The following is a 19,272-nucleotide window of genomic DNA, read 5'->3' as shown; positions in this document are numbered from 1 at the left end:
TGATTTCATAATTGAGTCATTTTTTAGTTAAGTGAGATAGGTGAGTTTAAGACATGTATTTGAGCATCATTTAAAGCCGTTAGATAACCGGCAAGAAATGTCCGTTGAGTAGATGCCTGTTCACCATTTAAAGTGAACACAACGACTCTAAAGACCAAATTTCCTTTGCCAAGATCAACTAGACCTAAAATATTTGGTCCATCTTTAATTTCGGGATGAAGTGGGACTAACTTTTCATTAACGTTCTGTACAATATGGGTGATTTTATCCACATCGTCAGTGACATCAATTCGGATATCGATAACTGCTCGCATATTATTGCGAGATAAATTACTGACAATTGTGATATTTCTATTTGGGACAAAATGCAAAATACCATCATAGTCTTCAATTTGAGTCGTACGTAGGCCGACAGCCACGATAGGACCCTCAATTGAATCAATTCTAACGATATCTCCAACATCGAATTGTTGTTCTAAAAGAATAAAGAATCCAGTGACGACATCAGTTACGAATCCTTGTGCGCCAAGACCTAAAGCAACACTTAAGATTCCGGCACCTGCAATTAAGGTACCAACGGGAACACCGAGCACCGACAGAATAGCGTAAAGATAAAAAAATAACATAATATAGTGAAAAATATTTGATGTTAGTGAATTGATTGTTTCAACTCTATTTGTTGAATATCTATCGGATCCTCGATATTGATTAAATGTCCGACGAATGATTTTTTTTCCAATCCAATTTATAAGGATAAATAGAAAAGAAAAGAAAACAAGAGAAAAAACTAGTTCAACTAGGTTACTAATAATGGCATCCCAATCGATATGAGCTATGTAACGTGAAAGGAAAGTACTTTGTTTTGTAACGGTTTTTAGTAATGTCCCTAAAAGTAAATTGTCCTTTGTGAAATGCTCTAAAAAAAGATTGTTTAAAATGGCGATCACCCCTAAATTAATTTATTGATATCATCATAGCAAACATGTGGGCTAATGTGTAATTTAAATACAAAACTGTCGTATGTTATCAATTGCAGTTTTTAGGTTCGAATGCTATCCTATAAGTAGATTTTGAATTAATGTACGTAAGTAAATAGGAGGAATTATTATGACAGGTGGACAAATTGCAGGATTAATTGCCGCTGTTGCTTTCGCGGTCTTAGTCCTATTCATTATTTTCGTTCTTATGAGAATGATGAGAACACTCGGAGAAGTGAATAAAAGTATTTCATCTATTACCAGCGATGTTGATGGCTTATCAAATGAAGTTGAGAATATACTCGTAAAATCAAATATTTTATTAGACGATGTAAATGGTAAAGTAGCAACAATTGATCCTTTATTTCAGGCTGTTGCTGATTTGAGTGAAAGTGTGTCTGATTTGAATGATGCAAGTCGAGGATTAATGACACACGTTTCAGCGACGTCAAAGAGGGCTAAAGATTCTTCAGCTTTCATTAATGTTGGTAAAAAGGCATTTAGTTTTTATAAAAATAGAAAAGTTTAAAACAAGGAGGGGTTTGTTATGTCAAAAAAATTTTTATTAGGATTGGTAGTTACAGGTGGGGTTGCCGCGTATACAGCTTCTAAATTAATTTCTGAAAAAACGAAACAAGATATTAAAGAACATTTGGAAGAAAAAGCTTTAGATGTACGTGATCGCGTGTTAGAGTATAAGGCTTACGCTGAAGACGCTAGTATTGATTTAAAAGATAAAATGGTTGATTTTGATGAAATGAAAAATAATCTAAGTGATAAATTTTCTGAAAAAAGTGAATTATTAATGAGCCAGGATGCGTATGTTAATGCTAAAGATGCATTAATTAATGCAAAGAACGATTTGAAAAACAAATTAGCTATGGAATCAGACGATATATTTGAACAAATGACTGATTTAACAGATGAGTTTTCAGACTTAGCTGAAGAAGACATCTATGTTGATAGCAAGAGTGCTTTTGGCGAAGCTAAAGATGCTGATGCTGCAGAAGGCAAAGCTGAAACAATTTATCCAGATGGATGGACAGGCGAAAAATAAAAGTAAAATGAGTACCACAATTTTTAATGCGAACTATTTGAATTAATTAACTTTAAAATAATAGGTAACCACATGTTGTTCGAAAAGGAGTAGCATATGGTTACCTATTATTTTAGTTAAGACTCGTAGTTTATGGAATATTTAAAAATAAAAACCCCTAAAGTTTTCTAACTTTAGGGGTTTTTATTTTTATTAGTGTAGTTCAATTGTTTTTAATGTTTTTGGTGTAACTGTAAATGGTTCATTACCGTTTTCAGTTAGATAAATGCAGTCTTCAATACGAACGCCAGCAACGCCTGGAATGTAAATACCAGGTTCTATTGAGAAACACATACCTGGTTTAAGTTCCATTTTATTTCCTTCCATAATTGAAGGGAATTCATGTTCACTTTGTCCCATACCATGACCAAGGCGATGAATAAAGTAGTCACCATAACCAGCCTTGACGATGACATCACGAGCAATTTTATCTAAATCTTCCGCAATCATACCTGGTTTAGCAGCAGATTGCGCTTTTAATTGCGCTTCAAGACAAACTTTGTGAATTTCTAATGCTTTTTCATTTGGTTTACCGAATGCTACAGTACGACTAGCATCTGAAATATAACCATCTGAGATAACACCTAAATCAAATAATGTTAAAGCATTTGATTGGATAAGATCCTTTTTTGCAAATCCATGAGGTTCAGCGGCATTTTTTCCACTTTGAACAATAGTGTCAAAGCTCATATGCATGATTCCTTTTTTCATCATTGCATATTCAATTTCTGCAACAACATCTTGTTCAGTTCTGCCTTCTTGAAGAGCGTTAAAGCCAACTTCAAAAGCAACATCTGCCCATTTTCCAGCAATTTTTAATTTTTCAATTTCGTCTGGTGTTTTAATTACTTTAAGTGTTTCGATAAAGCTTGTTGCATCAGCTACAAATTCAGCACTTGGGAAGATACGACTAATAGCATCATATCTTTCAACTGTTAGGCTGCCTTTTTCAATAGCCCATTTCTTTGGTGAATTTTTACGTTTATTTATTTCACTTTGTATGATTGCGAAAGCATCTTCGTGATCAAGATAACCATAAACGGGATATTTCCAGCCGGTATCTTTGGCAGCTTCGACTTCAAGAGCGGGTGTGAATAAAAATGGGTCTTGATCAGGAAATACAAAGAGAGCTAAAACGCGCTCAATAGGATCACTTTCAAAACCGGTAAAATATTGAATACTCATTGGATCGTTGATATAAGCAATGTCAGTACCATTATTGGCAAGCCATTGTTGTAAAGATGCAATATGTGACATGAAATCTCTCCCTTTACAATAGTATACTGTATTATAGCATAAGTAAGACATAACAATTAAATATTGAAATTTTCATAACAATTAAAAATTGAAATTTTCATAATATAAAAATTATTTTCATGAAAATAAGGTAAAAACGCTTGCAATTGTCTTAAAAATTTGCTAAATTATTCTAGTGCTTGAAAACGGAATGAAAACTTGATATTTAAGTAATGAGAGGAAATAATACTAATGGATAAACAAACAATTACAATTTATGACGTAGCAAGAGAAGCAGCTGTTTCAATGGCAACTGTTTCACGTGTGGTTAACGGTAACCCTAACGTTAAACCTGCAACAAGAAAAAAAGTTTTGGAAGTTATTGATCGACTTGATTACAGACCTAATGCTGTTGCTAGAGGATTGGCAAGTAAGAAAACGACAACAGTTGGGGTTATTATTCCCGATGTAACTAATATTTACTTTTCATCATTAGCTCGTGGAATTGATGATGTTGCAACAATGTATAAATATAATATTATTTTAGCTAACTCTGATCAAAATGGTCAAAAAGAAGTGCAAGTATTAAATACATTATTAGCTAAACAAGTTGATGGTATTATTTTTATGGGAAATCAAATTACTGATGAATTACGTGCTGAACTTAAGAGAAGTCGTACACCAGTTGTCCTTTCAGGTTCAGTTGATCCTACTGGAGAATTAGGTAGTGTTAATATTGATTATATTGCAGCTGTAATGGAATCAGTAACGGATCTAATTAATAATGGCAATAAACGTATTGCATTTGTTTCAGGTTCAATGGATGAACCCATTAATGGCGAATACCGACTAAAAGGCTATAAATTAGCTCTTGAAAAAGCCGGAATAAAATTTGATCAAGACTTAATTTTTGAAACAGATTATTCATATCGAGCTGGCGAAACCTTATGGCCAGCAATTTCTTCAAGTCATGCAACTGCTGCTTTTGTTGGTGATGATGAATTAGCTGTTGGTGTTTTGAATGGTGCTCGAGATGCTGGTTTGAGTGTACCCGAAGATTTTGAAATTATTACAAGTAATGATTCAAAATTGACTGAGATTGTTAGACCCAAATTATCTTCAATAACACAACCTTTATACGATTTAGGGGCTGTATCTATGAGATTATTAACAAAATTAATGGATAAAGAAGAAGTTAGTGAAAAAACAATCCAATTACCATATGGCTTAATTAAGCGTTCTTCAACAAAATAATATAATAAAAAACTTGGTTTTCTAAATTATATTTGGAAAATCAAGTTTTTATTATACTTGGATGGGAAATTTTATGAAAAATAAAAATAATATTTACTTTGTTTTAGCCTTATTAATTATTGTAATTCTGTTTATTAGTTCTTCGGAAACGTACAAGCAGCAGACATCTATTCCTTTTTTAGAAAAGTATTTAGCTGGTAAACCATTTGAAAGTATGTTGTCACATATTTCATTTAGTTATGCTGGAGCAGATGAAAGTTTTAACCATGTTGGTTATTTTAAATTAGTTGAGTTTTTCATCCGTAAAACTGCTCATTTTATGACATATTTCTTTATGGCTAGCTTCATATTCTTGGGAGTGAAAAATAAAATTAAGTATTGGCGTTACAGTGGGCTTATTGCAGTTGCTTGTGCAGCGCTATATGCAGGACTTGATGAAATTCACCAAAGTTTTACAGGTGGCAGAACGCCCTTAATCCAAGATGTTTTACTTGATACAATTGGTGCAACAACAGGTGTAATTTTGACGATATTAATTTTAATGTACTATCGGCACAAAAAAGCTAAAGAAAACTAGTTCAGTCCTATTCTCGTGAAGAAGGTTGATATTAAGCTATTATTTTGATATCATAATAAACGGTTAAAAGTAAAAATTCAGAAACATTTCGGAAAGAGGTAGGGAATTATGTCAGGACATTCAAAATGGAATAACATCCAAGGTCGTAAAAATGCACAAGATGCTAAACGTGGTAAAATTTTCCAAAAATTATCGAGAGAAATTTACATGGCTGCAAAAAGTGGTGGTCCTGATCCCGATTCGAACCCCTCATTACGTTTGATGCTTGATAAAGCTAAAGCTGCAAATATGCCAAAAGATAATATTAAACGTGCTATTGATAAAGCGTCTGGTTCAGAAGGTGCAGATTATGAAGAAATTACATATGAAGGCTATGCACCTGGTGGCGTTGCCATCTTAGTTCATACCTTGACGGATAATCGTAATCGGACTGCTTCAGAAGTTCGTATTGCATTTACACGTAATGGTGGAAATTTAGGAGAAACAGGTTCAGTTAATTACATGTTTGATCGTAAAGGTTACATCGTTATTTCTCGTGAAGAATTAGATACTGATGAAGATGCTATGTTTGAAGATGTTATTGATGCTGGTGCTGAGGATTTGAAAACATCAGAAGAATTATTTGAAATCTATACAGATTCAAAAGATTTACCAGATGTACGTGCTTCATTAGAAGCAAAGGGATACAAATTAGATACATTTGAATTAGTAATGATTCCTCAAAATCTAGTACCAGTACCGGAAGATAAAATTGAACAATTCCATCATATGATTGATGCATTGGAAGAAAATGATGATGTTTCAGAAGTGTTCCATGCTGGTGATATTGCAGACGAAGATTAAGATACTCTCTATAATAAAGAGATAAGTCATCTTAAAAAGTTAGAAATTAATTAAATATAAAAATATGAAAAGCCAAAATTAAATGTTTTGGCTTTTTTTGCGTACTTAAATATATGGAAAGGAGGGATATTGAGATGATTGAAACAGAAATACAAGAAATGATTAAAATATGTGTTAAAAACAGAGCAAGTGATATGTATATAATTCCAAGTGCCAAGGGATGCTTAGTTAAGTATCGAACGTTGAATAACTATCATAGCCTTAATGTATATTCAGAAAAAAAGATGATACAAATGAATAATTTTCTTAAATTTAAGGCAAATATGATTCTGAGCGAAACTAGGCGGCCGCAGTTTGGGACTTTTCAATGGCAGATAGAACATAAAAAGGTAAATTGCCGAATTTCGAGTGTTGGCGATTTTTTAGGTAGAGAATCGATTGTTATACGATTTATTTATTCGAATACCGATGTACCGTTACTTCAACTTTTACCAAATCAATTTCAGCAGTTGATAAATGCATGTGGGTCCAGTGGGCTAATTTTATTCTCAGGTCCAATGGGTTCAGGTAAGACAACGACAATGTACCAACTGGCTGAAATGATTCAGAATCAAAGAACAATATTAACTATTGAGGATCCAGTTGAAATTCAAAATCCTAATTTTATTCAATTACAGGTTAATGATAAAGCAAACATGACATATGCGGAATTATTAAAAGTTGGATTGAGGCACCATCCTGATATTTTTATTATCGGTGAAATCAGGGATGAAGTCACTGCCAATGCTGCAATTAAAGCTGCAATGAGTGGTCATTTAATTTTAAGTACCGTACATGCAAGAAATGCAGTAGGAACAATTAAACGACTTGAAAATCTTGGCGTTAGTCGAGATGATCTCAATAGAACGCTACAGGCAGTAAGTTATCAGCGATTAATTGAAACAACGAAAGGTGGAAGCGGTGTACTATTTGATATATTAACAGGTCAAAAGTTAGAGTCTGTTCTTGAAGGAACATTTAATCAAAAAATAGCTTTAGAAAGGTGGCATGATAACCTTGATCAATGTATTAAGAAAAATATTATTACAATTGAAACAGCAAATAATTTTAAATAGAAGAAAATGGTCAATTCAAAAACAAAGTGAATTTTTCGAAGTCTTGGCAGACTTATTAGATTCGGGATTTTCGCTCAGGCAATCTTTAACAACGGCGACTAAATTATTTCCAGTTGGGAAAATAGATATTCAAAAAATTGAATCCAAGTTAAGAAGTGGTGAACCCTTCTCAACAGGTATCAAGCCGTATATTTCAAAAAGTTCGTATTATCAAATTACGATTTCTGAAAAATATGGCGGATTAAATAAAAGTATTAAACAACTCGGAAAATTGATGACGGTTAGAGTAAAACAAAAGAAACAGTTAAAGCAACTCATGCAATACCCAATGATTCTGATGGGATTACTGGTTGTCTTATATATCGGAATCCAACAATTTATTTTGCCTGAAATAAATTATAGTCAGTTAGGTGCGTCATCAAATTCTAACTTTAAAATGATTTTAATGAAGAGTATTATCTCTGTCGTAATTAGTCTATTTATCGGATATATCATAAAAATTATCATTCGTGTTTCAAAACAAAGTACGATGAACAGGCATGTTTGGTATTGTCAGGTCCCCATAGTAGGTAAAATTTATCGGGATTATTGTCATTATTATTTAACATTTAATTTGGGTCTGCTTTTAGCAAGTGGTTTAAATTTGAATAAAATATGTGATTATTTAAATCAATTTGATCAAAAATCTTTACTATATCAGTTAGGTAAACAGTTAACGAATCATTTTGAAAATGGTGGGAGTACAAAACAAATGATCGATAAAAGTCCTTTATTTCCTAATGAGATAACGACATTTCTCGCAAAAGGTAATACGTTAGATGTGATGAGCCAAGAATTATTAATGTATTCGGAATTAACTTATCGTAAATTTGAGTCATCTGTCGAAAGAATCATGATTTATGTACAGCCAGTTGCATTCATAATTGTAGCGGCCTGTATTGTTGGGTTGTATTTAACAATATTATTACCTATGTATCAAACTATGGAGGAAATTCAATGAAAAAAAATAGAAAAAAATTAAAAGCATTTACGCTTGTTGAAATGCTATGTGTCTTATTTATTATCTCACTTCTAATGTTGATTATATTACCTAACATTGGACATCAAAGAGCAGGTGCTAAACGGGTTAATGATGAAGCGTTAGTTAGCGTCGTCCAAACGCAGGTTGATTTGTATGAAAATGAAACGCATAATAAATCGATAAATTTTGCTGATTTAGTTTCGGAAAAATATTTAACTGAAAAGCAAGAAAAGGAAGCAAAAGATAATCATATTATTATCTCGAATAATGTTGTTAAAACAGAAAACTAAATTTAAAGCATTTAGTTTATTTGAAATGCTTATTTCGTTGGCAATTACTAGTATTTGTGGTCTATTGCTAATGGGGCCAATGGATCAAGTACTTGCGATATCTAAAGAAAAACAATTTTGGCAAAATTTTGAACAACTTTGGCAAAGTGCAGTGGTAGAGGCACCGATGAATCGGATGCCTAATAGTATTAATTTTAATGATGATAAAATGACCATTATTAATGGCAATAGTAAAATTAAATTAGACTATCCGAAGACTGTGACAGTTAAAAATAGAGTAACGATAAAAATAAATAAAAGTGGGCAAATCACTGGTAAAACAGTTAATTTTAAATCCACATTACCAAATAGAAATCAAAAAATAGTATTTCAAATTGGGTGGGGTCAATTTATTAGAAAGGATGTCGAATAACGTGCGTAAAATGTCAGGAATTGTGTTAGCTGACGCTATTATGACTTTAACTATTGTCGCATCAGGTTTTGGATTATATGTACAGACCAATCACACATTACAGAAACAAGAAGATTATTGGAATCATAAAACAACAACTACAAGAAATCTGAAAGAAATCAGTAAATTATTAGTCATTCATCCGACAAGTAAATTATCAAAAATAGTTGATGGCGAATTACAATGTGCTACTATGTCTGAAATTCGAATTAAGTCTGAAAATGATTTAACAAGTATTAAATTGCAATGAAAAGTTTTTCTTTGTTAGAAACTATTATTGCATTAGGTATATTTATCATCTCTCTTAGTCTAATGACAACATGTTGGCACTTATGTACAAATGAACACCAAGAAATTAGCGGAGATAGAGATTTTTCGTTACAGCAATGTATCGGATTATTGGAGTCAGATCACTTAGATTTGAAGATAATAGATGTTGGTCAATATACAATTTCATTAAAAAATAATAAGACAGGAGCTCGCTACTATCTTAGTCAGCATAATGAAATGATACAGTTTATTGGATTTTCAGGAGGTCATATACCAATTTTATATCATGTGAAATCATTTTCGGTGGCATACGATGAACCAATTCTATTTTTAAAAATCAAACAAGAACACCAAAATAAGACTTTAAAATTGGTAATACCTATGGAAAAAAAGGATTAAGATGCGAAAAATCAAATTATTAAACGGACATTTAGTTGTATCAGCCATATTTTGTTTAATGTTATTAATTGGTTTGTTATTGGGACAACTGATATATTTCCAAGCAAAATTCACTAGTTATCAGAAAATATGCCAATATAATCAAGCAGAAACTATGAAAAACATGACTATTTTAAATCAAAAAGCAAAAAATCTAAAAGAAAAATATACTTATAATTATGGTGTTGTTGAATATCAAAAAGGAGCCTATCAGGTTATTTTGAAGAATGGTAATCGATATTCTTTTTCAGAAAAATGATAAAAAAGAAACTTAACTTGAATTGAGAATTAAAAATCGTTAAACTGAAACGAGCAAATAAATTCAAGGAGTGATTTTATGTCATTAGAAGAAATAGAAATGAACTTTAATCAGATTAATGAAACAATTGATATTTTACAAAAAAGTTTAGAAATCACTTATTTGGACGCATTTATTGAGACTAGCAATAATTTGTTAGATAATAAATCTGTACACGTAGAAGATGGATTACCAAGTGAGCAAGATGTAAAAATTTTGAATCAGATTTATAAAAAAATGAATTTGAATGCCTTATCGTCAGAAGATGTACGTAAAGTTGTACAGTTAGTTTTATTGAAGGCAACAAGACAAGAAAGTATTCAACCTAATCATCAAATAACACCAGATACAATTGGATTTTTAGTTGCATTTGTATTAGAAAAATTAATAAGTACAAAAAAATCGTTTAGTTTATTGGACATTACAGTGGGATCAGGGAACTTACTGACGACGATTTTGAATCAAATGGCTGCTGATAAGTTTGAGATTTCAAAAGCATACGGGATTGATAATGATGATACAATGTTATCAATTGCAGGGTTAAGTGGACAATTACAACACTTAAATTTAGAATTATTTCACCAAGATGCGGTTGATGACCTAATTGTAAAAAAATCTGATGTTGTTATTGCTGATTTACCAATTGGTTATTACCCTCTAGATGAAAGAGTTACCCATTTTGCTACACATGCAACTGAAGGTCATTCATATGTACATCATTTATTAATAGAACAATCAATCAAATACTTAAATGATGGCGGTTTTGGCATATACCTTGTTCCTACTGGTTTATTTGAAACAGAGGAAGCAAAAAAATTACTCGTTTACATTCAATCAAATGCATATCTTCAAGGTATGCTCAATTTACCTGTGGAATTATTTAGTTCAGCTAATTCACGTAAATCTATTTTGATTTTACAGAAACATGGCGAAGGTAGTAAACAAGTTGATGAAGTACTATTAGGTGATTTCCCATCACTAAAGGGTGAAGAACTATTTCAGAGCTTTGTTAAAACGTTAGATAAGTGGATAAAGGCCAACTTTAATAATAAGTAAAGTGACTCATATTTTGAGTCGCTTTTTTTATTTAATTATAAAAAGAATAATTTCTTTAGAAATTAACATGTGTCATGTATAATCTACTTAATTACTATAGAGGGAGTTTGATATTAATGGCAGAAAAAAGTTCAGAAGATCAGCATGTTAGAGGATTAAAAAGTCGACATGTTCAATTAATTGCAATTGGTGGAACAATTGGGACTGGTTTATTCTTGGGAGCAGGTCAATCTATTCATTTGGCTGGGCCATCTATTTTATTGGCATATATTATTACCGGAATTGCATGTTTTCTTTTAATGCGTTCGTTAGGTGAATTACTGTTATCGAATGTGAATGCACATTCATTTATTGATTTTATTTATGAATATCTAGGTGAAAAGGTTGGATTTGTTGCTGGATGGACATATTGGGTCTGTTGGGTAACAATTGCAATGACAGAAATTACCGCAGTCGGGTTATATATGAAATTTTGGTTTCCTAACTTGCCGCAATGGATTCCTGGTATGGTTATGCTCCTTATTCTTTTAGGAATAAATTTAGTTACAGTGGGATTATTCGGTGAAACAGAATTTTGGTTTGCACTCATTAAAATTATTGCCATTATTGTGTTGATATGTATTGGCGTGTATATGGTAGTGGTAAACTTTAAAACTTCAGCTGGGCATGCCAGTTTGACGAATTTAGTAAGTCACGGTGGATTTTTCCCCCAAGGAATTAAAGGATTTATTTTGTCATTTCAAATGGTACTGTTTAGTTTTGTCGGTATTGAAATGGTAGGATTAACAGCTGCAGAAACTGAAAACCCAACAAAGGTTATCCCAGAAGCAATTAATGAAATACCCTTAAGAATTATTTTGTTTTATGTAGGATCATTATTGGCAATTATGGCGATTTATCCTTGGAATATGATTTCGGAATCACAAAGTCCATTTGTTCAAGTATTTGAAAATATAGGGATAAAATCAGCAGCCAGCATTATTAATATTGTTGTAATTACAGCTGCAGCCTCAGCTTGTAATGGGTCTTTATTTAGTACAGGTAGAATGTTGTTCTCGCTTAATTATAATAAAAAAAATAAATTTTCTAAAAAAATTAGTAAGTTATCACATAATCAAGTACCTGCATTTGCATTACAATTTTCGACTCTTGTGATTGCAATTTCAGTCGTACTGAATATGTTTATGGCTGAATCGGTATTTACATTTATTTCAAGTATTGCAACGACTTGTTTCTTGTTCATTTGGGGAGCAATTGTAATTGCACATTTGAAGTATAGACGAAAAATAAAACTAGAAAAAACAGAATCAATGCTAGTATTTAAAATGCCTTTCTTTCCTGTTACAAATTATTTAATTCTATTATTTCTAACTTTTGTAGGTATTGTGCTATGCTTAAAACCTGATACATTAATTGCGCTGATTGCTTCAATTGGTTGGTTAATTGTACTCTATGTTATTAAAAGTGTTCAAATGAAGATGGAAAATTAAATTTTTGCTGAAAAGACCACGTGTGAGGGTCTTTTTTTGTATACTTAGGGCACAAATTAAAAGTAATTGTTGAAAATATTGTTTGATTTTGCTTCTAAAAACATTACAATTTAATAGTTAATTTCAGCGCGAGCAATACTATTTTCTGCATGCTATTTTTTGTAAAGGGTCATATAAATTCACTTGGACACGGTAAGCAGTATAATATAGGATATAGTATAACTAATAATGTTGAACCCACCTATTAGGAATTTGATGGTTAGAAAAGAACTTTAGGACAACCATAATAATATAGTTAGTGAAAAGAAAGTCAGTAAATAATCAAAATAAGGTGGATATAAACTAATGGAAAAAATAACGATTTTACATACAAATGATATTCATTCACATTTAGAAAATTGGCCTAAAATTAGGCGATTTTTACAATCTGAAAAAATAAAGCTTGAAAAACAAAATCAAACTGTTTTAACTTTTGATATTGGAGATGCAATTGATCGTGTGCACCCGTTGTCGGAAGCTACAAATGGCAAAGCCAATATTGAATTAATGAATACTGTAGCATATGATGCAGCGACAATTGGTAACAATGAAGGTATTGGTAATTCGCGAAGCCAATTACAACATTTATATGATAATGCAAAATTCGACATTATCCTTGATAACGTGGTAGATGGAGAAGTTAATAATCGTCCTGCATGGGCCAAAGAATATAAAATAATGGAAACTGCAGCTGGAACTAAAATTGGAATAATTGCCTTGACAGCACCATTTCCAATGACGTATGAGATGAATGGTTGGGAATCTAATCAAATTGATACCGTTTTACCTTCACTTTTAAAAAAAATAGCAGGTAAAGTAGATGTTATTATTTTGTTATCACATTTAGGTTTACCTGTAGATAGAAAAGTAGCTGCAAAGTATCCTCAGATAGATATTGTATTAGGAAGCCACACACATCATTTATTGAAATCCGGTGAAAAAGTTAATGAATCATTATTGGCCGCAGCTGGTAAGTGGGGGATGTACGTGGGCGAAGTAGCGATTGAACTTGAAAATCATAAAATTAGAAAAGAAGTTGCTAAAGTAATTGAAACAGAAAGTTTAGCAGAAGTTATAAGTGACCAAGACGAAATAGCAGAATATAGATTACGCGGAGAAAAAATTTTAACATCTGAAGTTGTTGCAAAATTGCCTGAAGATTTAGAAGCATCATGGACTAAAAATTCAGCATTAATGCAGACATCATTGAAAGCCATCGAAGCGGGTACAAAAACGGATATTGCAATGTTAAATGGTGGATTATTTTTGAAAAATTTACAAAAAGGATTTGTAACAAAAAATGACCTGCATCAAACACTGCCACACCCAATGCGGGTTATTACTGCTAAATTAACTGGTTATAATCTATGGCGATTAGTACAAGAAATTAAAAAGAATAGTTCATTTCTTAAGAAATTCCCAATTAAAGGGATGGGTTTTAGAGGCCAATTATTTGGTGAAGTAGTGATTGATGGACTGGTAGAACAAGAAAATGGGGACCTTATATATCATAACGAAAAAATTGACTTGGATGCATATTATACTATTGCAACAGTTGATCATTTTATGTATATACCGTTTTTTCCAACCATAGAAATAACCGGAGAAATTTCGATAAATGGCAAGAAATTTTTAAGAGATTACGTTGGGGACTATTTAAAACTAGAATTTTCTGTATAATGAAGTATGACTAAAGTTGTAAAAGGAGGTTTGAGATTTGAATCAAGCACAGAAAGAAAAGAGAGAACAGCAACTTGCAATAAAAGCAGAAAAAATTAAAGCTTATGCTAGTGATGTTGTTCGACAGAGTGAAACCCGAGTACTAATCGATAACCGTCCATATGATCTTGTTTCCAATTATAGAGATGGTTTTGAAATTGAAAAATTAACGGAACGATTTAGCCAAATTTTAACGAAATATGATTATATTGTTGGAGACTGGGGATATGATCAACTTCGATTAAGAGGTTTTTATAAAACCGAGAATAAAAAGGCATATCGGTCACAATGTATCGATACTCTTGAAGATTATTTATATGAATATTGTAATTTTGGATGTTCTTATTTTGTGTTGCACAATTTGGAAATTCAAAAACCTGAACCAATTTCTAATCCTAAAGAACGTAAAAAAACAGTTAAACCAGTTGGTAAGAAAAGAAAACCTGTAGTAAGGGCGCACACAACTGAAAAAAAATATCAAATAAAAAATAAAAAAACTAAAGTACCATTAAACAAGTCTAAACCAGTAAAACCACAAAAAAATAATTTAAAAACGGCAACAAAACGAACAAAGAAACACGAATTTGTAATTAGGCAAAAAGATAAAGCATAATTAAATAGGCAAGGTGATAATAATGGCATATAAAGGTTATATGATTGATTTAGATGGTACAATCTATCGAGGAAAAGAAAAAATTGCGGCAGCAAAACGATTTATCGAGTCTCTACAAGCAAGAAATATTGCATTTTTATTTGTGACTAATAATACGACTAAAATACCAGCTGATGTTGTCAATAATTTAGCAAATAATTTTGATATACATGTAACTGAGAAAGAAGTCTATACGGCGGCACTTGCAACTGCAGATTATCTAGATGCGTTAAACCCTGATAAAAGAAGTGTTTATATTATTGGTGAAAACGGATTAAAGAAAGCAATTATGGATAAAAAATTTATTATTGAGGAAACGACGCCTGATTATGTTGTTGTTGGGTTAGATTCCGATGTTACGTATCATAAATTTGAAATGGCAACTTTAGCAATCAAACGTGGTGCTAAATTTATTGGAACAAATGCTGATACTAATATTCCGAATGAACGTGGACTACTTCCTGGTGCTGGATCGCTGGTAAGGATGGTTGAATGTACAACACAACAAGAAGCTACTTATATTGGTAAACCTGAAACTATCATCATGGAAAAAGCCCTATCAAGACTTGGCTTGAAGAAAAGTGAAGTTGTGATGGTTGGAGATAACTACATGACAGATATTAAAGCCGGAATTAACTTTGGGGTTGATACAATGTTAGTCTATACGGGCGTTTCAACAAAAAACTTAGTGGCATCTAAAAAAGTTCAACCAACTATTCAATTGGATTCACTTGATGATTGGGACTTTGATAATGATAGAGCGCGTTAAAAAAATGGGACAGTGGCTAAGTTTATATCTAGCGATTGTCTCTTTTTCTATTATATTGGTAATTAATAGTACGTTTGTTTATAAAATTTTTATCAAGCAATCACATTTGAATAAAATTGTTGGGTTAAACCAATCAGAATTAATGTCTGATTATAATAATTTATTAGACTATTTTAACTATCCTTGGGTAAATAAAGTAAAAATGATATTGCCTTCATCATATAATGGGATGCAACATTATCATGATGTTAAACAATTGGTGCAGTTTAATTATGGTTGTTTTTTAATTTTAGGATTTATTGCAATAATATTTATTGGTCAATTAACAAAACAAAAGGAATTATGGAAATTGGTAAGACCTTTTCAGATGGCTATTACTGTTCCTTTTCTTAGTGTATTTTTACTTTTCTTTAATTTTGATCATTATTTTATACTATTTCATGAGCTCGTGTTTAGAAATAATGATTGGATATTTAATCCTAAACTAGATCCAATCATTTTGGCATTACCAGAAAATTTTTTTATGATTTGTTTTCTAATGGTCTTTTGTCTAATTGAGATGTTCTTTTTAGTTGGTATTTACTTTGGTAAGAGAGAAATTAAACGTAGTAATTAAAAAAACGAGACACCAGTGAAAATGGCGTCTCGTTTTTTTATTAGATTAAGATAGAAAGGGTGGGATATTAATAGCTAGTTATTTACTTAATTTTGACTTAATACCACTAAATACAGCTGGAATTAAGGAAATTAGTATGATTCCCAATACGACTAAAGAAAAATGTTCCTGTACGATTGCAATGTTTCCAAAGAAAAATCCAGCAGAACAACAAATGGTGACCCATGCAAATCCGCCAATTAGACTAAAGCGTAAGAAGCGAGAGTACTTAAATCCGCTACCACCAACGATGAAGGGAGCAAGCGTACGAATAATAGGCATGAATCTTGCTAAAATAATTGCGGGTCCACCATGTTTATTGAAAAATTGTTCTGTTTTATCGAGACTATCTTTGCTAATCATTTTATTAAATAATGAATGATCTGAAATTGAGTTCCCTACTTTTTTTCCAATAAAGAAATTTAGTGAGTCTCCCATGTACGCTGCAGCAAGAAAGAGGATTACAAATATCCAAATATTCAAATGATAAATTGAATTTGCTGCTAGAGCACTAGCTGCAAATAAAAGTGAATCACCAGGTAGGAAAGGTAAAATAACCGCTCCAGTTTCTATGAAGATAATAAAAAATAAGATAAGATAGGTCCAATTTCCAAAGTTGTTCACAATACTAATCAAGTGTGTGTCTATATGTAAAACAAAATCTATAAAAAAGTTTATGACAGACATAATATTAAATACCCCTTAAGTTCTATTTTTTTAATAATGTGGATTCATTAGTTGCGTACTATGAATAGTTCGATTAATATTTGGGTTTATAAAATTTAGGGCACTAGTTACGGCAGTCGGTGCTTCACCAAATCCTGAAGCAATTAGTGCTATTTTACCAGGGTATGAAACAATATCTCCTGCGGCAAAAACACCGGGAATGGAAGTTGCCATTTCAGAATTTACCGAGATTAGTTTCTTATCCATATTTATACCCCAAGCATTAATAATTTTATTATCGGATAAGTAGCCATAATTCACAAGTAAATTATCAACAATTATCGTTTTATTAAGATTATTTTTAGAATGTTTTAGCAAAATTTCAAGGCGACCATTCTTTTTAGAAAGTGATTGTATCGAAAAGGGAGTTTCAAATATAGTATCAGTTTTTTTGAGTTTTGTGACATTGTACTCTAGAGCTCTAAAGTTATCTCGACGGTGAATCATATGAATTTGTTTTGTAATGTTCGATAGCTCATTTGCCCAATCGATAGCAGAATCACCACCGCCAGCAATAGCAATTTGTTTATGAGAAAATTTAGAAAGGTCACTAATATTGTAAAATAATGATTCATTCTCGAATGTTGCTGAATTAGCAATATTTAATTTACGTGGCTGAAAAGAACCAATTCCAGCCGTAATAATAATTGTTCTACTATATGTAACCCGTTTAGAAGTTTGAATCCTAAAAATATCATTCTCTTTTTCGAAATTTAAGACGGTCTCATTTAATTTAACGTCAAAGTCAAATTGGTGAGCTTGCCTTGAAAGTTCCTTAATTAGATGTTCACCTGATATGCCAGTGAATCCAGCTATATCATATATTTTTTTCGTTGGATATAATGTACCAACTTGTCCACCAATGTCGGGAAGACTTTCAATAACTTGAGTTTTAGCTTGGCGCATGTGCGCATAAGTTGAAGTAAATAGTCCGATGGGTCCGGCACCAATGATAGTAATATCAAATATTTCATTTGTTGTCATAACAGTCTCCTAGCATTCCATTTAATAGCATTATAATAGTATAACGCATAAAAAATATAAAGTAATAGTAAAATAGAGTGAAATTGGGTACAATGGAATCAATAAAGTTTGAATAGGAGGAACATAGTTATGACATACCCACAATTAGACTTAGAACATGTAGTTGGACCAAAAGTTAAAATGATTACGAATTACGGTGATATAACGATTCAATTATTTCCAGAACAAGCACCTAAGACGGTAGAAAATTTCATTGGACTTTCAGAAAATGGATACTACAAAGACGTTATTTTTCATCGAGTGATTTCTGATTTTATGGTTCAATCTGGTGATCCAACAGGATCTGGAATGGGTGGTGAAAGTATTTGGGGTAAATCGTTTGCAGATGAATTTTCTTCTGAACTTTTTAACTTAAGAGGTGCTTTATCGATGGCTAATTCTGGACCATCAACAAATGGTAGTCAATTTTTTATTGTCCAAAATTCGAATGTTCCTGAACAGATGATTGGACAATTAAAGGATGCAAATTATCCTGAAGAGGTAGTCGTAGAATATAAAAAAGGTGGAACTCCTTGGTTAGATTTTCATCATACAGTATTTGGACAAGTTGTTAGTGGAATGGACATTGTTGATAAAATTGCGGGTGCAAAAACAGCTATGCAAGATAAACCAGTTGAACCAATTGTAATTGAAGATATGATAGTAACAAAATAAAGAGGATGAAAGTCCTTTTTATTTTGGCCGTTTTTACCGAAAGATTGAGGAGTATAAATGAAATATAGAATTGGACAAATTATTGTAGGAACTATAACAGGTATTCAATCATATGGTGCTTTTGTAACAATTGCGGATGGAGTTCAAGGCTTAATCCATATTTCGGAATGCCATAACGGTTATGTGGATAACATATTGAATTATTTAAAAATAAATGAAAAAATTACGGTTAGGATTATTGATATTGATGAATATAACAGTAAAATGAGTTTTTCAATTAGAAATTTTACTAAACAAAATAGTAATCTTAAAAGTACAGGTATTAAAATAAAACATAAATATTATTGGACAAATAGGTCTATAGATACAGGGTTTAAAGCAATAGATGATAAAATGGATTTTTGGATAAGCCAACAATTAAGAGATATTCACAGAAATAGACTTGACCAAGAAAAAGAAAGCTGATATATTTAATAAGTGCTATTGAGGCGATAATGAATATCGCAAATAAAGTGTTGACATGAGATATACCAGATGGTATATTAATAAAGCTGATTGATACGGCAAGAAGAAATGAATATTTATTCAAAAAATTCTTGACA

24 protein-coding genes are annotated in these 19,272 nt (G+C 31.7%); 20 read left to right on the top strand and 4 right to left on the bottom strand.

Annotation, left to right across the window (positions count from 1 at the left end):
- Positions 1-23: 23 nt before the first annotated feature.
- Positions 24-944: a mechanosensitive ion channel family protein gene (locus tag AC1RP4_RS06490; RefSeq protein WP_481761862.1), complete on the bottom strand. Its 921-nt coding sequence runs from the start codon at positions 942-944 to the stop codon at positions 24-26.
- A 163-nt stretch (positions 945-1,107) separates the two neighbouring features.
- Between AC1RP4_RS06490 and AC1RP4_RS06485 the strand changes: the two genes are divergently transcribed.
- Both AC1RP4_RS06485 and AC1RP4_RS06480 read left to right on the top strand, forming a co-directional pair.
- On the top strand, positions 1,108-1,506 hold the full coding sequence (locus tag AC1RP4_RS06485; RefSeq protein ID WP_481761824.1) for a DUF948 domain-containing protein: 399 nt from the start codon (positions 1,108-1,110) through the stop codon (positions 1,504-1,506).
- Positions 1,507-1,524: 18 nt separating this feature from the next.
- Positions 1,525-2,034 carry a hypothetical protein gene (locus tag AC1RP4_RS06480; protein WP_409022765.1) on the top strand — a complete coding sequence of 170 codons (510 nt, stop codon included), beginning with the start codon at positions 1,525-1,527 and terminating at the stop codon, positions 2,032-2,034.
- A gap of 192 nt (positions 2,035-2,226) precedes the next feature.
- Here AC1RP4_RS06480 and AC1RP4_RS06475 read toward each other — a convergent pair whose 3' ends face one another.
- Positions 2,227-3,330, bottom strand: a complete 1,104-nt coding sequence (locus AC1RP4_RS06475) for a M24 family metallopeptidase (protein WP_481761823.1) — start codon at positions 3,328-3,330, stop codon at positions 2,227-2,229.
- Positions 3,331-3,561: 231 nt separating this feature from the next.
- Here AC1RP4_RS06475 and ccpA point away from each other — a divergent pair, with 231 nt between their 5' ends.
- The 16 genes from ccpA to AC1RP4_RS06395 all read left to right on the top strand — a co-directional run bounded on the left by ccpA (position 3,562) and on the right by AC1RP4_RS06395 (position 16,207).
- Positions 3,562-4,563 (top strand): catabolite control protein A, encoded by a 1,002-nt coding sequence (gene ccpA, locus AC1RP4_RS06470; RefSeq protein ID WP_409022763.1) that lies wholly within the window; start codon positions 3,562-3,564, stop codon positions 4,561-4,563.
- A 73-nt stretch (positions 4,564-4,636) separates the two neighbouring features.
- Entirely contained in the window at positions 4,637-5,140 is a 504-nt protein-coding gene (locus AC1RP4_RS06465) for a VanZ family protein (RefSeq protein WP_481761822.1), read from the top strand.
- Positions 5,141-5,248: 108 nt separating this feature from the next.
- Positions 5,249-5,983 (top strand): YebC/PmpR family DNA-binding transcriptional regulator, encoded by a 735-nt coding sequence (locus AC1RP4_RS06460; RefSeq protein WP_481761821.1) that lies wholly within the window; start codon positions 5,249-5,251, stop codon positions 5,981-5,983.
- Positions 5,984-6,117: 134 nt separating this feature from the next.
- Complete coding sequence (gene comGA, locus AC1RP4_RS06455) at positions 6,118-7,098, top strand: competence type IV pilus ATPase ComGA (RefSeq protein ID WP_481761820.1); 981 nt, start codon at positions 6,118-6,120, stop codon at positions 7,096-7,098.
- On the top strand, positions 7,040-8,098 hold the full coding sequence (gene comGB / locus AC1RP4_RS06450; RefSeq protein WP_481761819.1) for a competence type IV pilus assembly protein ComGB: 1,059 nt from the start codon (positions 7,040-7,042) through the stop codon (positions 8,096-8,098). The genes comGA and comGB overlap by 59 nt, the downstream gene beginning before the upstream one ends.
- On the top strand, positions 8,095-8,409 hold the full coding sequence (gene comGC / locus AC1RP4_RS06445; RefSeq protein ID WP_409022758.1) for a competence type IV pilus major pilin ComGC: 315 nt from the start codon (positions 8,095-8,097) through the stop codon (positions 8,407-8,409). The genes comGB and comGC overlap by 4 nt, the downstream gene beginning before the upstream one ends.
- The gene (locus AC1RP4_RS06440; protein WP_409022757.1) at positions 8,387-8,821 is read left to right on the top strand and encodes a prepilin-type N-terminal cleavage/methylation domain-containing protein; all 435 of its coding nucleotides are present in this window, start codon (positions 8,387-8,389) and stop codon (positions 8,819-8,821) included. Before comGC ends, AC1RP4_RS06440 begins: the two co-directional genes overlap by 23 nt.
- A 1-nt stretch (position 8,822) precedes the next feature.
- Positions 8,823-9,110 (top strand): hypothetical protein, encoded by a 288-nt coding sequence (locus AC1RP4_RS06435; RefSeq protein WP_409022756.1) that lies wholly within the window; start codon positions 8,823-8,825, stop codon positions 9,108-9,110.
- Positions 9,111-9,121: 11 nt separating this feature from the next.
- A complete protein-coding gene (locus AC1RP4_RS06430) occupies positions 9,122-9,529 on the top strand; it encodes a competence type IV pilus minor pilin ComGF (protein ID WP_481762194.1) in 408 nt (135 codons plus the stop codon).
- Between the two features lies 1 nt (position 9,530).
- Positions 9,531-9,827 carry a hypothetical protein gene (locus AC1RP4_RS06425; RefSeq protein ID WP_481761816.1) on the top strand — a complete coding sequence of 99 codons (297 nt, stop codon included), beginning with the start codon at positions 9,531-9,533 and terminating at the stop codon, positions 9,825-9,827.
- A gap of 78 nt (positions 9,828-9,905) precedes the next feature.
- Positions 9,906-10,922, top strand: coding sequence for a class I SAM-dependent methyltransferase (locus tag AC1RP4_RS06420; protein ID WP_481761815.1), 1,017 nt, complete (start codon positions 9,906-9,908; stop codon positions 10,920-10,922).
- Between the two features lie 116 nt (positions 10,923-11,038).
- Positions 11,039-12,412, top strand: coding sequence for an amino acid permease (locus tag AC1RP4_RS06415; RefSeq protein ID WP_481761814.1), 1,374 nt, complete (start codon positions 11,039-11,041; stop codon positions 12,410-12,412).
- 345 nt (positions 12,413-12,757) lie between these two features.
- Positions 12,758-14,131, top strand: a complete 1,374-nt coding sequence (locus AC1RP4_RS06410; protein WP_481761813.1) for a bifunctional metallophosphatase/5'-nucleotidase — start codon at positions 12,758-12,760, stop codon at positions 14,129-14,131.
- A gap of 37 nt (positions 14,132-14,168) precedes the next feature.
- The gene (locus AC1RP4_RS06405; RefSeq protein ID WP_481761812.1) at positions 14,169-14,783 is read left to right on the top strand and encodes a YutD family protein; all 615 of its coding nucleotides are present in this window, start codon (positions 14,169-14,171) and stop codon (positions 14,781-14,783) included.
- A 22-nt stretch (positions 14,784-14,805) separates the two neighbouring features.
- Complete coding sequence (locus tag AC1RP4_RS06400; protein WP_481761811.1) at positions 14,806-15,591, top strand: TIGR01457 family HAD-type hydrolase; 786 nt, start codon at positions 14,806-14,808, stop codon at positions 15,589-15,591.
- Positions 15,575-16,207 carry a TIGR01906 family membrane protein gene (locus tag AC1RP4_RS06395; protein ID WP_481762413.1) on the top strand — a complete coding sequence of 211 codons (633 nt, stop codon included), beginning with the start codon at positions 15,575-15,577 and terminating at the stop codon, positions 16,205-16,207. Before AC1RP4_RS06400 ends, AC1RP4_RS06395 begins: the two co-directional genes overlap by 17 nt.
- Before the next feature lie 78 nt (positions 16,208-16,285).
- Here AC1RP4_RS06395 and AC1RP4_RS06390 read toward each other — a convergent pair whose 3' ends face one another.
- Positions 16,286-16,924: a VTT domain-containing protein gene (locus AC1RP4_RS06390; RefSeq protein ID WP_481761861.1), complete on the bottom strand. Its 639-nt coding sequence runs from the start codon at positions 16,922-16,924 to the stop codon at positions 16,286-16,288.
- A 39-nt stretch (positions 16,925-16,963) separates the two neighbouring features.
- A complete protein-coding gene (locus AC1RP4_RS06385; protein ID WP_481761809.1) occupies positions 16,964-17,956 on the bottom strand; it encodes an NAD(P)/FAD-dependent oxidoreductase in 993 nt (330 codons plus the stop codon).
- A 129-nt stretch (positions 17,957-18,085) separates the two neighbouring features.
- Between AC1RP4_RS06385 and AC1RP4_RS06380 the strand changes: the two genes are divergently transcribed.
- Complete coding sequence (locus AC1RP4_RS06380; RefSeq protein ID WP_481761808.1) at positions 18,086-18,670, top strand: peptidylprolyl isomerase; 585 nt, start codon at positions 18,086-18,088, stop codon at positions 18,668-18,670.
- Between the two features lie 57 nt (positions 18,671-18,727).
- Positions 18,728-19,135 carry a CvfD/Ygs/GSP13 family RNA-binding post-transcriptional regulator gene (locus AC1RP4_RS06375; RefSeq protein WP_481761807.1) on the top strand — a complete coding sequence of 136 codons (408 nt, stop codon included), beginning with the start codon at positions 18,728-18,730 and terminating at the stop codon, positions 19,133-19,135.
- Positions 19,136-19,272 lie beyond the last annotated feature (137 nt).

This window comes from Dellaglioa sp. CoH-56-MRSF-10, from assembly GCF_056782175.1.
Note: the sequence above shows the minus strand (reverse complement) of the source record. Positions and strands in the feature narration are given on the sequence as shown.

Bases quoted from the DNA above. Each gene is read 5' to 3' on its own strand.
- AC1RP4_RS06480 (WP_409022765.1), top strand. From the start codon at position 1,525: ATGTCAAAAAAATTTTTATTAGGATTGGTAGTTACAGGTGGGGTTGCC.
- ccpA (WP_409022763.1), top strand. From the start codon at position 3,562: ATGGATAAACAAACAATTACAATTTATGACGTAGCAAGAGAAGCAGCT.
- AC1RP4_RS06400 (WP_481761811.1), top strand. From the start codon at position 14,806: ATGGCATATAAAGGTTATATGATTGATTTAGATGGTACAATCTATCGA.
- AC1RP4_RS06475 (WP_481761823.1), bottom strand. From the start codon at position 3,330: ATGTCACATATTGCATCTTTACAACAATGGCTTGCCAATAATGGTACT.
- AC1RP4_RS06465 (WP_481761822.1), top strand. From the start codon at position 4,637: ATGAAAAATAAAAATAATATTTACTTTGTTTTAGCCTTATTAATTATT.
- AC1RP4_RS06380 (WP_481761808.1), top strand. From the start codon at position 18,086: ATGACATACCCACAATTAGACTTAGAACATGTAGTTGGACCAAAAGTT.
- AC1RP4_RS06425 (WP_481761816.1), top strand. From the start codon at position 9,531: ATGCGAAAAATCAAATTATTAAACGGACATTTAGTTGTATCAGCCATA.
- AC1RP4_RS06485 (WP_481761824.1), top strand. From the start codon at position 1,108: ATGACAGGTGGACAAATTGCAGGATTAATTGCCGCTGTTGCTTTCGCG.
- AC1RP4_RS06395 (WP_481762413.1), top strand. From the start codon at position 15,575: ATGATAGAGCGCGTTAAAAAAATGGGACAGTGGCTAAGTTTATATCTA.
- AC1RP4_RS06385 (WP_481761809.1), bottom strand. From the start codon at position 17,956: ATGACAACAAATGAAATATTTGATATTACTATCATTGGTGCCGGACCC.
- AC1RP4_RS06410 (WP_481761813.1), top strand. From the start codon at position 12,758: ATGGAAAAAATAACGATTTTACATACAAATGATATTCATTCACATTTA.
- AC1RP4_RS06415 (WP_481761814.1), top strand. From the start codon at position 11,039: ATGGCAGAAAAAAGTTCAGAAGATCAGCATGTTAGAGGATTAAAAAGT.
- comGA (WP_481761820.1), top strand. From the start codon at position 6,118: ATGATTGAAACAGAAATACAAGAAATGATTAAAATATGTGTTAAAAAC.
- AC1RP4_RS06460 (WP_481761821.1), top strand. From the start codon at position 5,249: ATGTCAGGACATTCAAAATGGAATAACATCCAAGGTCGTAAAAATGCA.
- AC1RP4_RS06375 (WP_481761807.1), top strand. From the start codon at position 18,728: ATGAAATATAGAATTGGACAAATTATTGTAGGAACTATAACAGGTATT.
- comGC (WP_409022758.1), top strand. From the start codon at position 8,095: ATGAAAAAAAATAGAAAAAAATTAAAAGCATTTACGCTTGTTGAAATG.
- AC1RP4_RS06420 (WP_481761815.1), top strand. From the start codon at position 9,906: ATGTCATTAGAAGAAATAGAAATGAACTTTAATCAGATTAATGAAACA.
- AC1RP4_RS06440 (WP_409022757.1), top strand. From the start codon at position 8,387: ATGTTGTTAAAACAGAAAACTAAATTTAAAGCATTTAGTTTATTTGAA.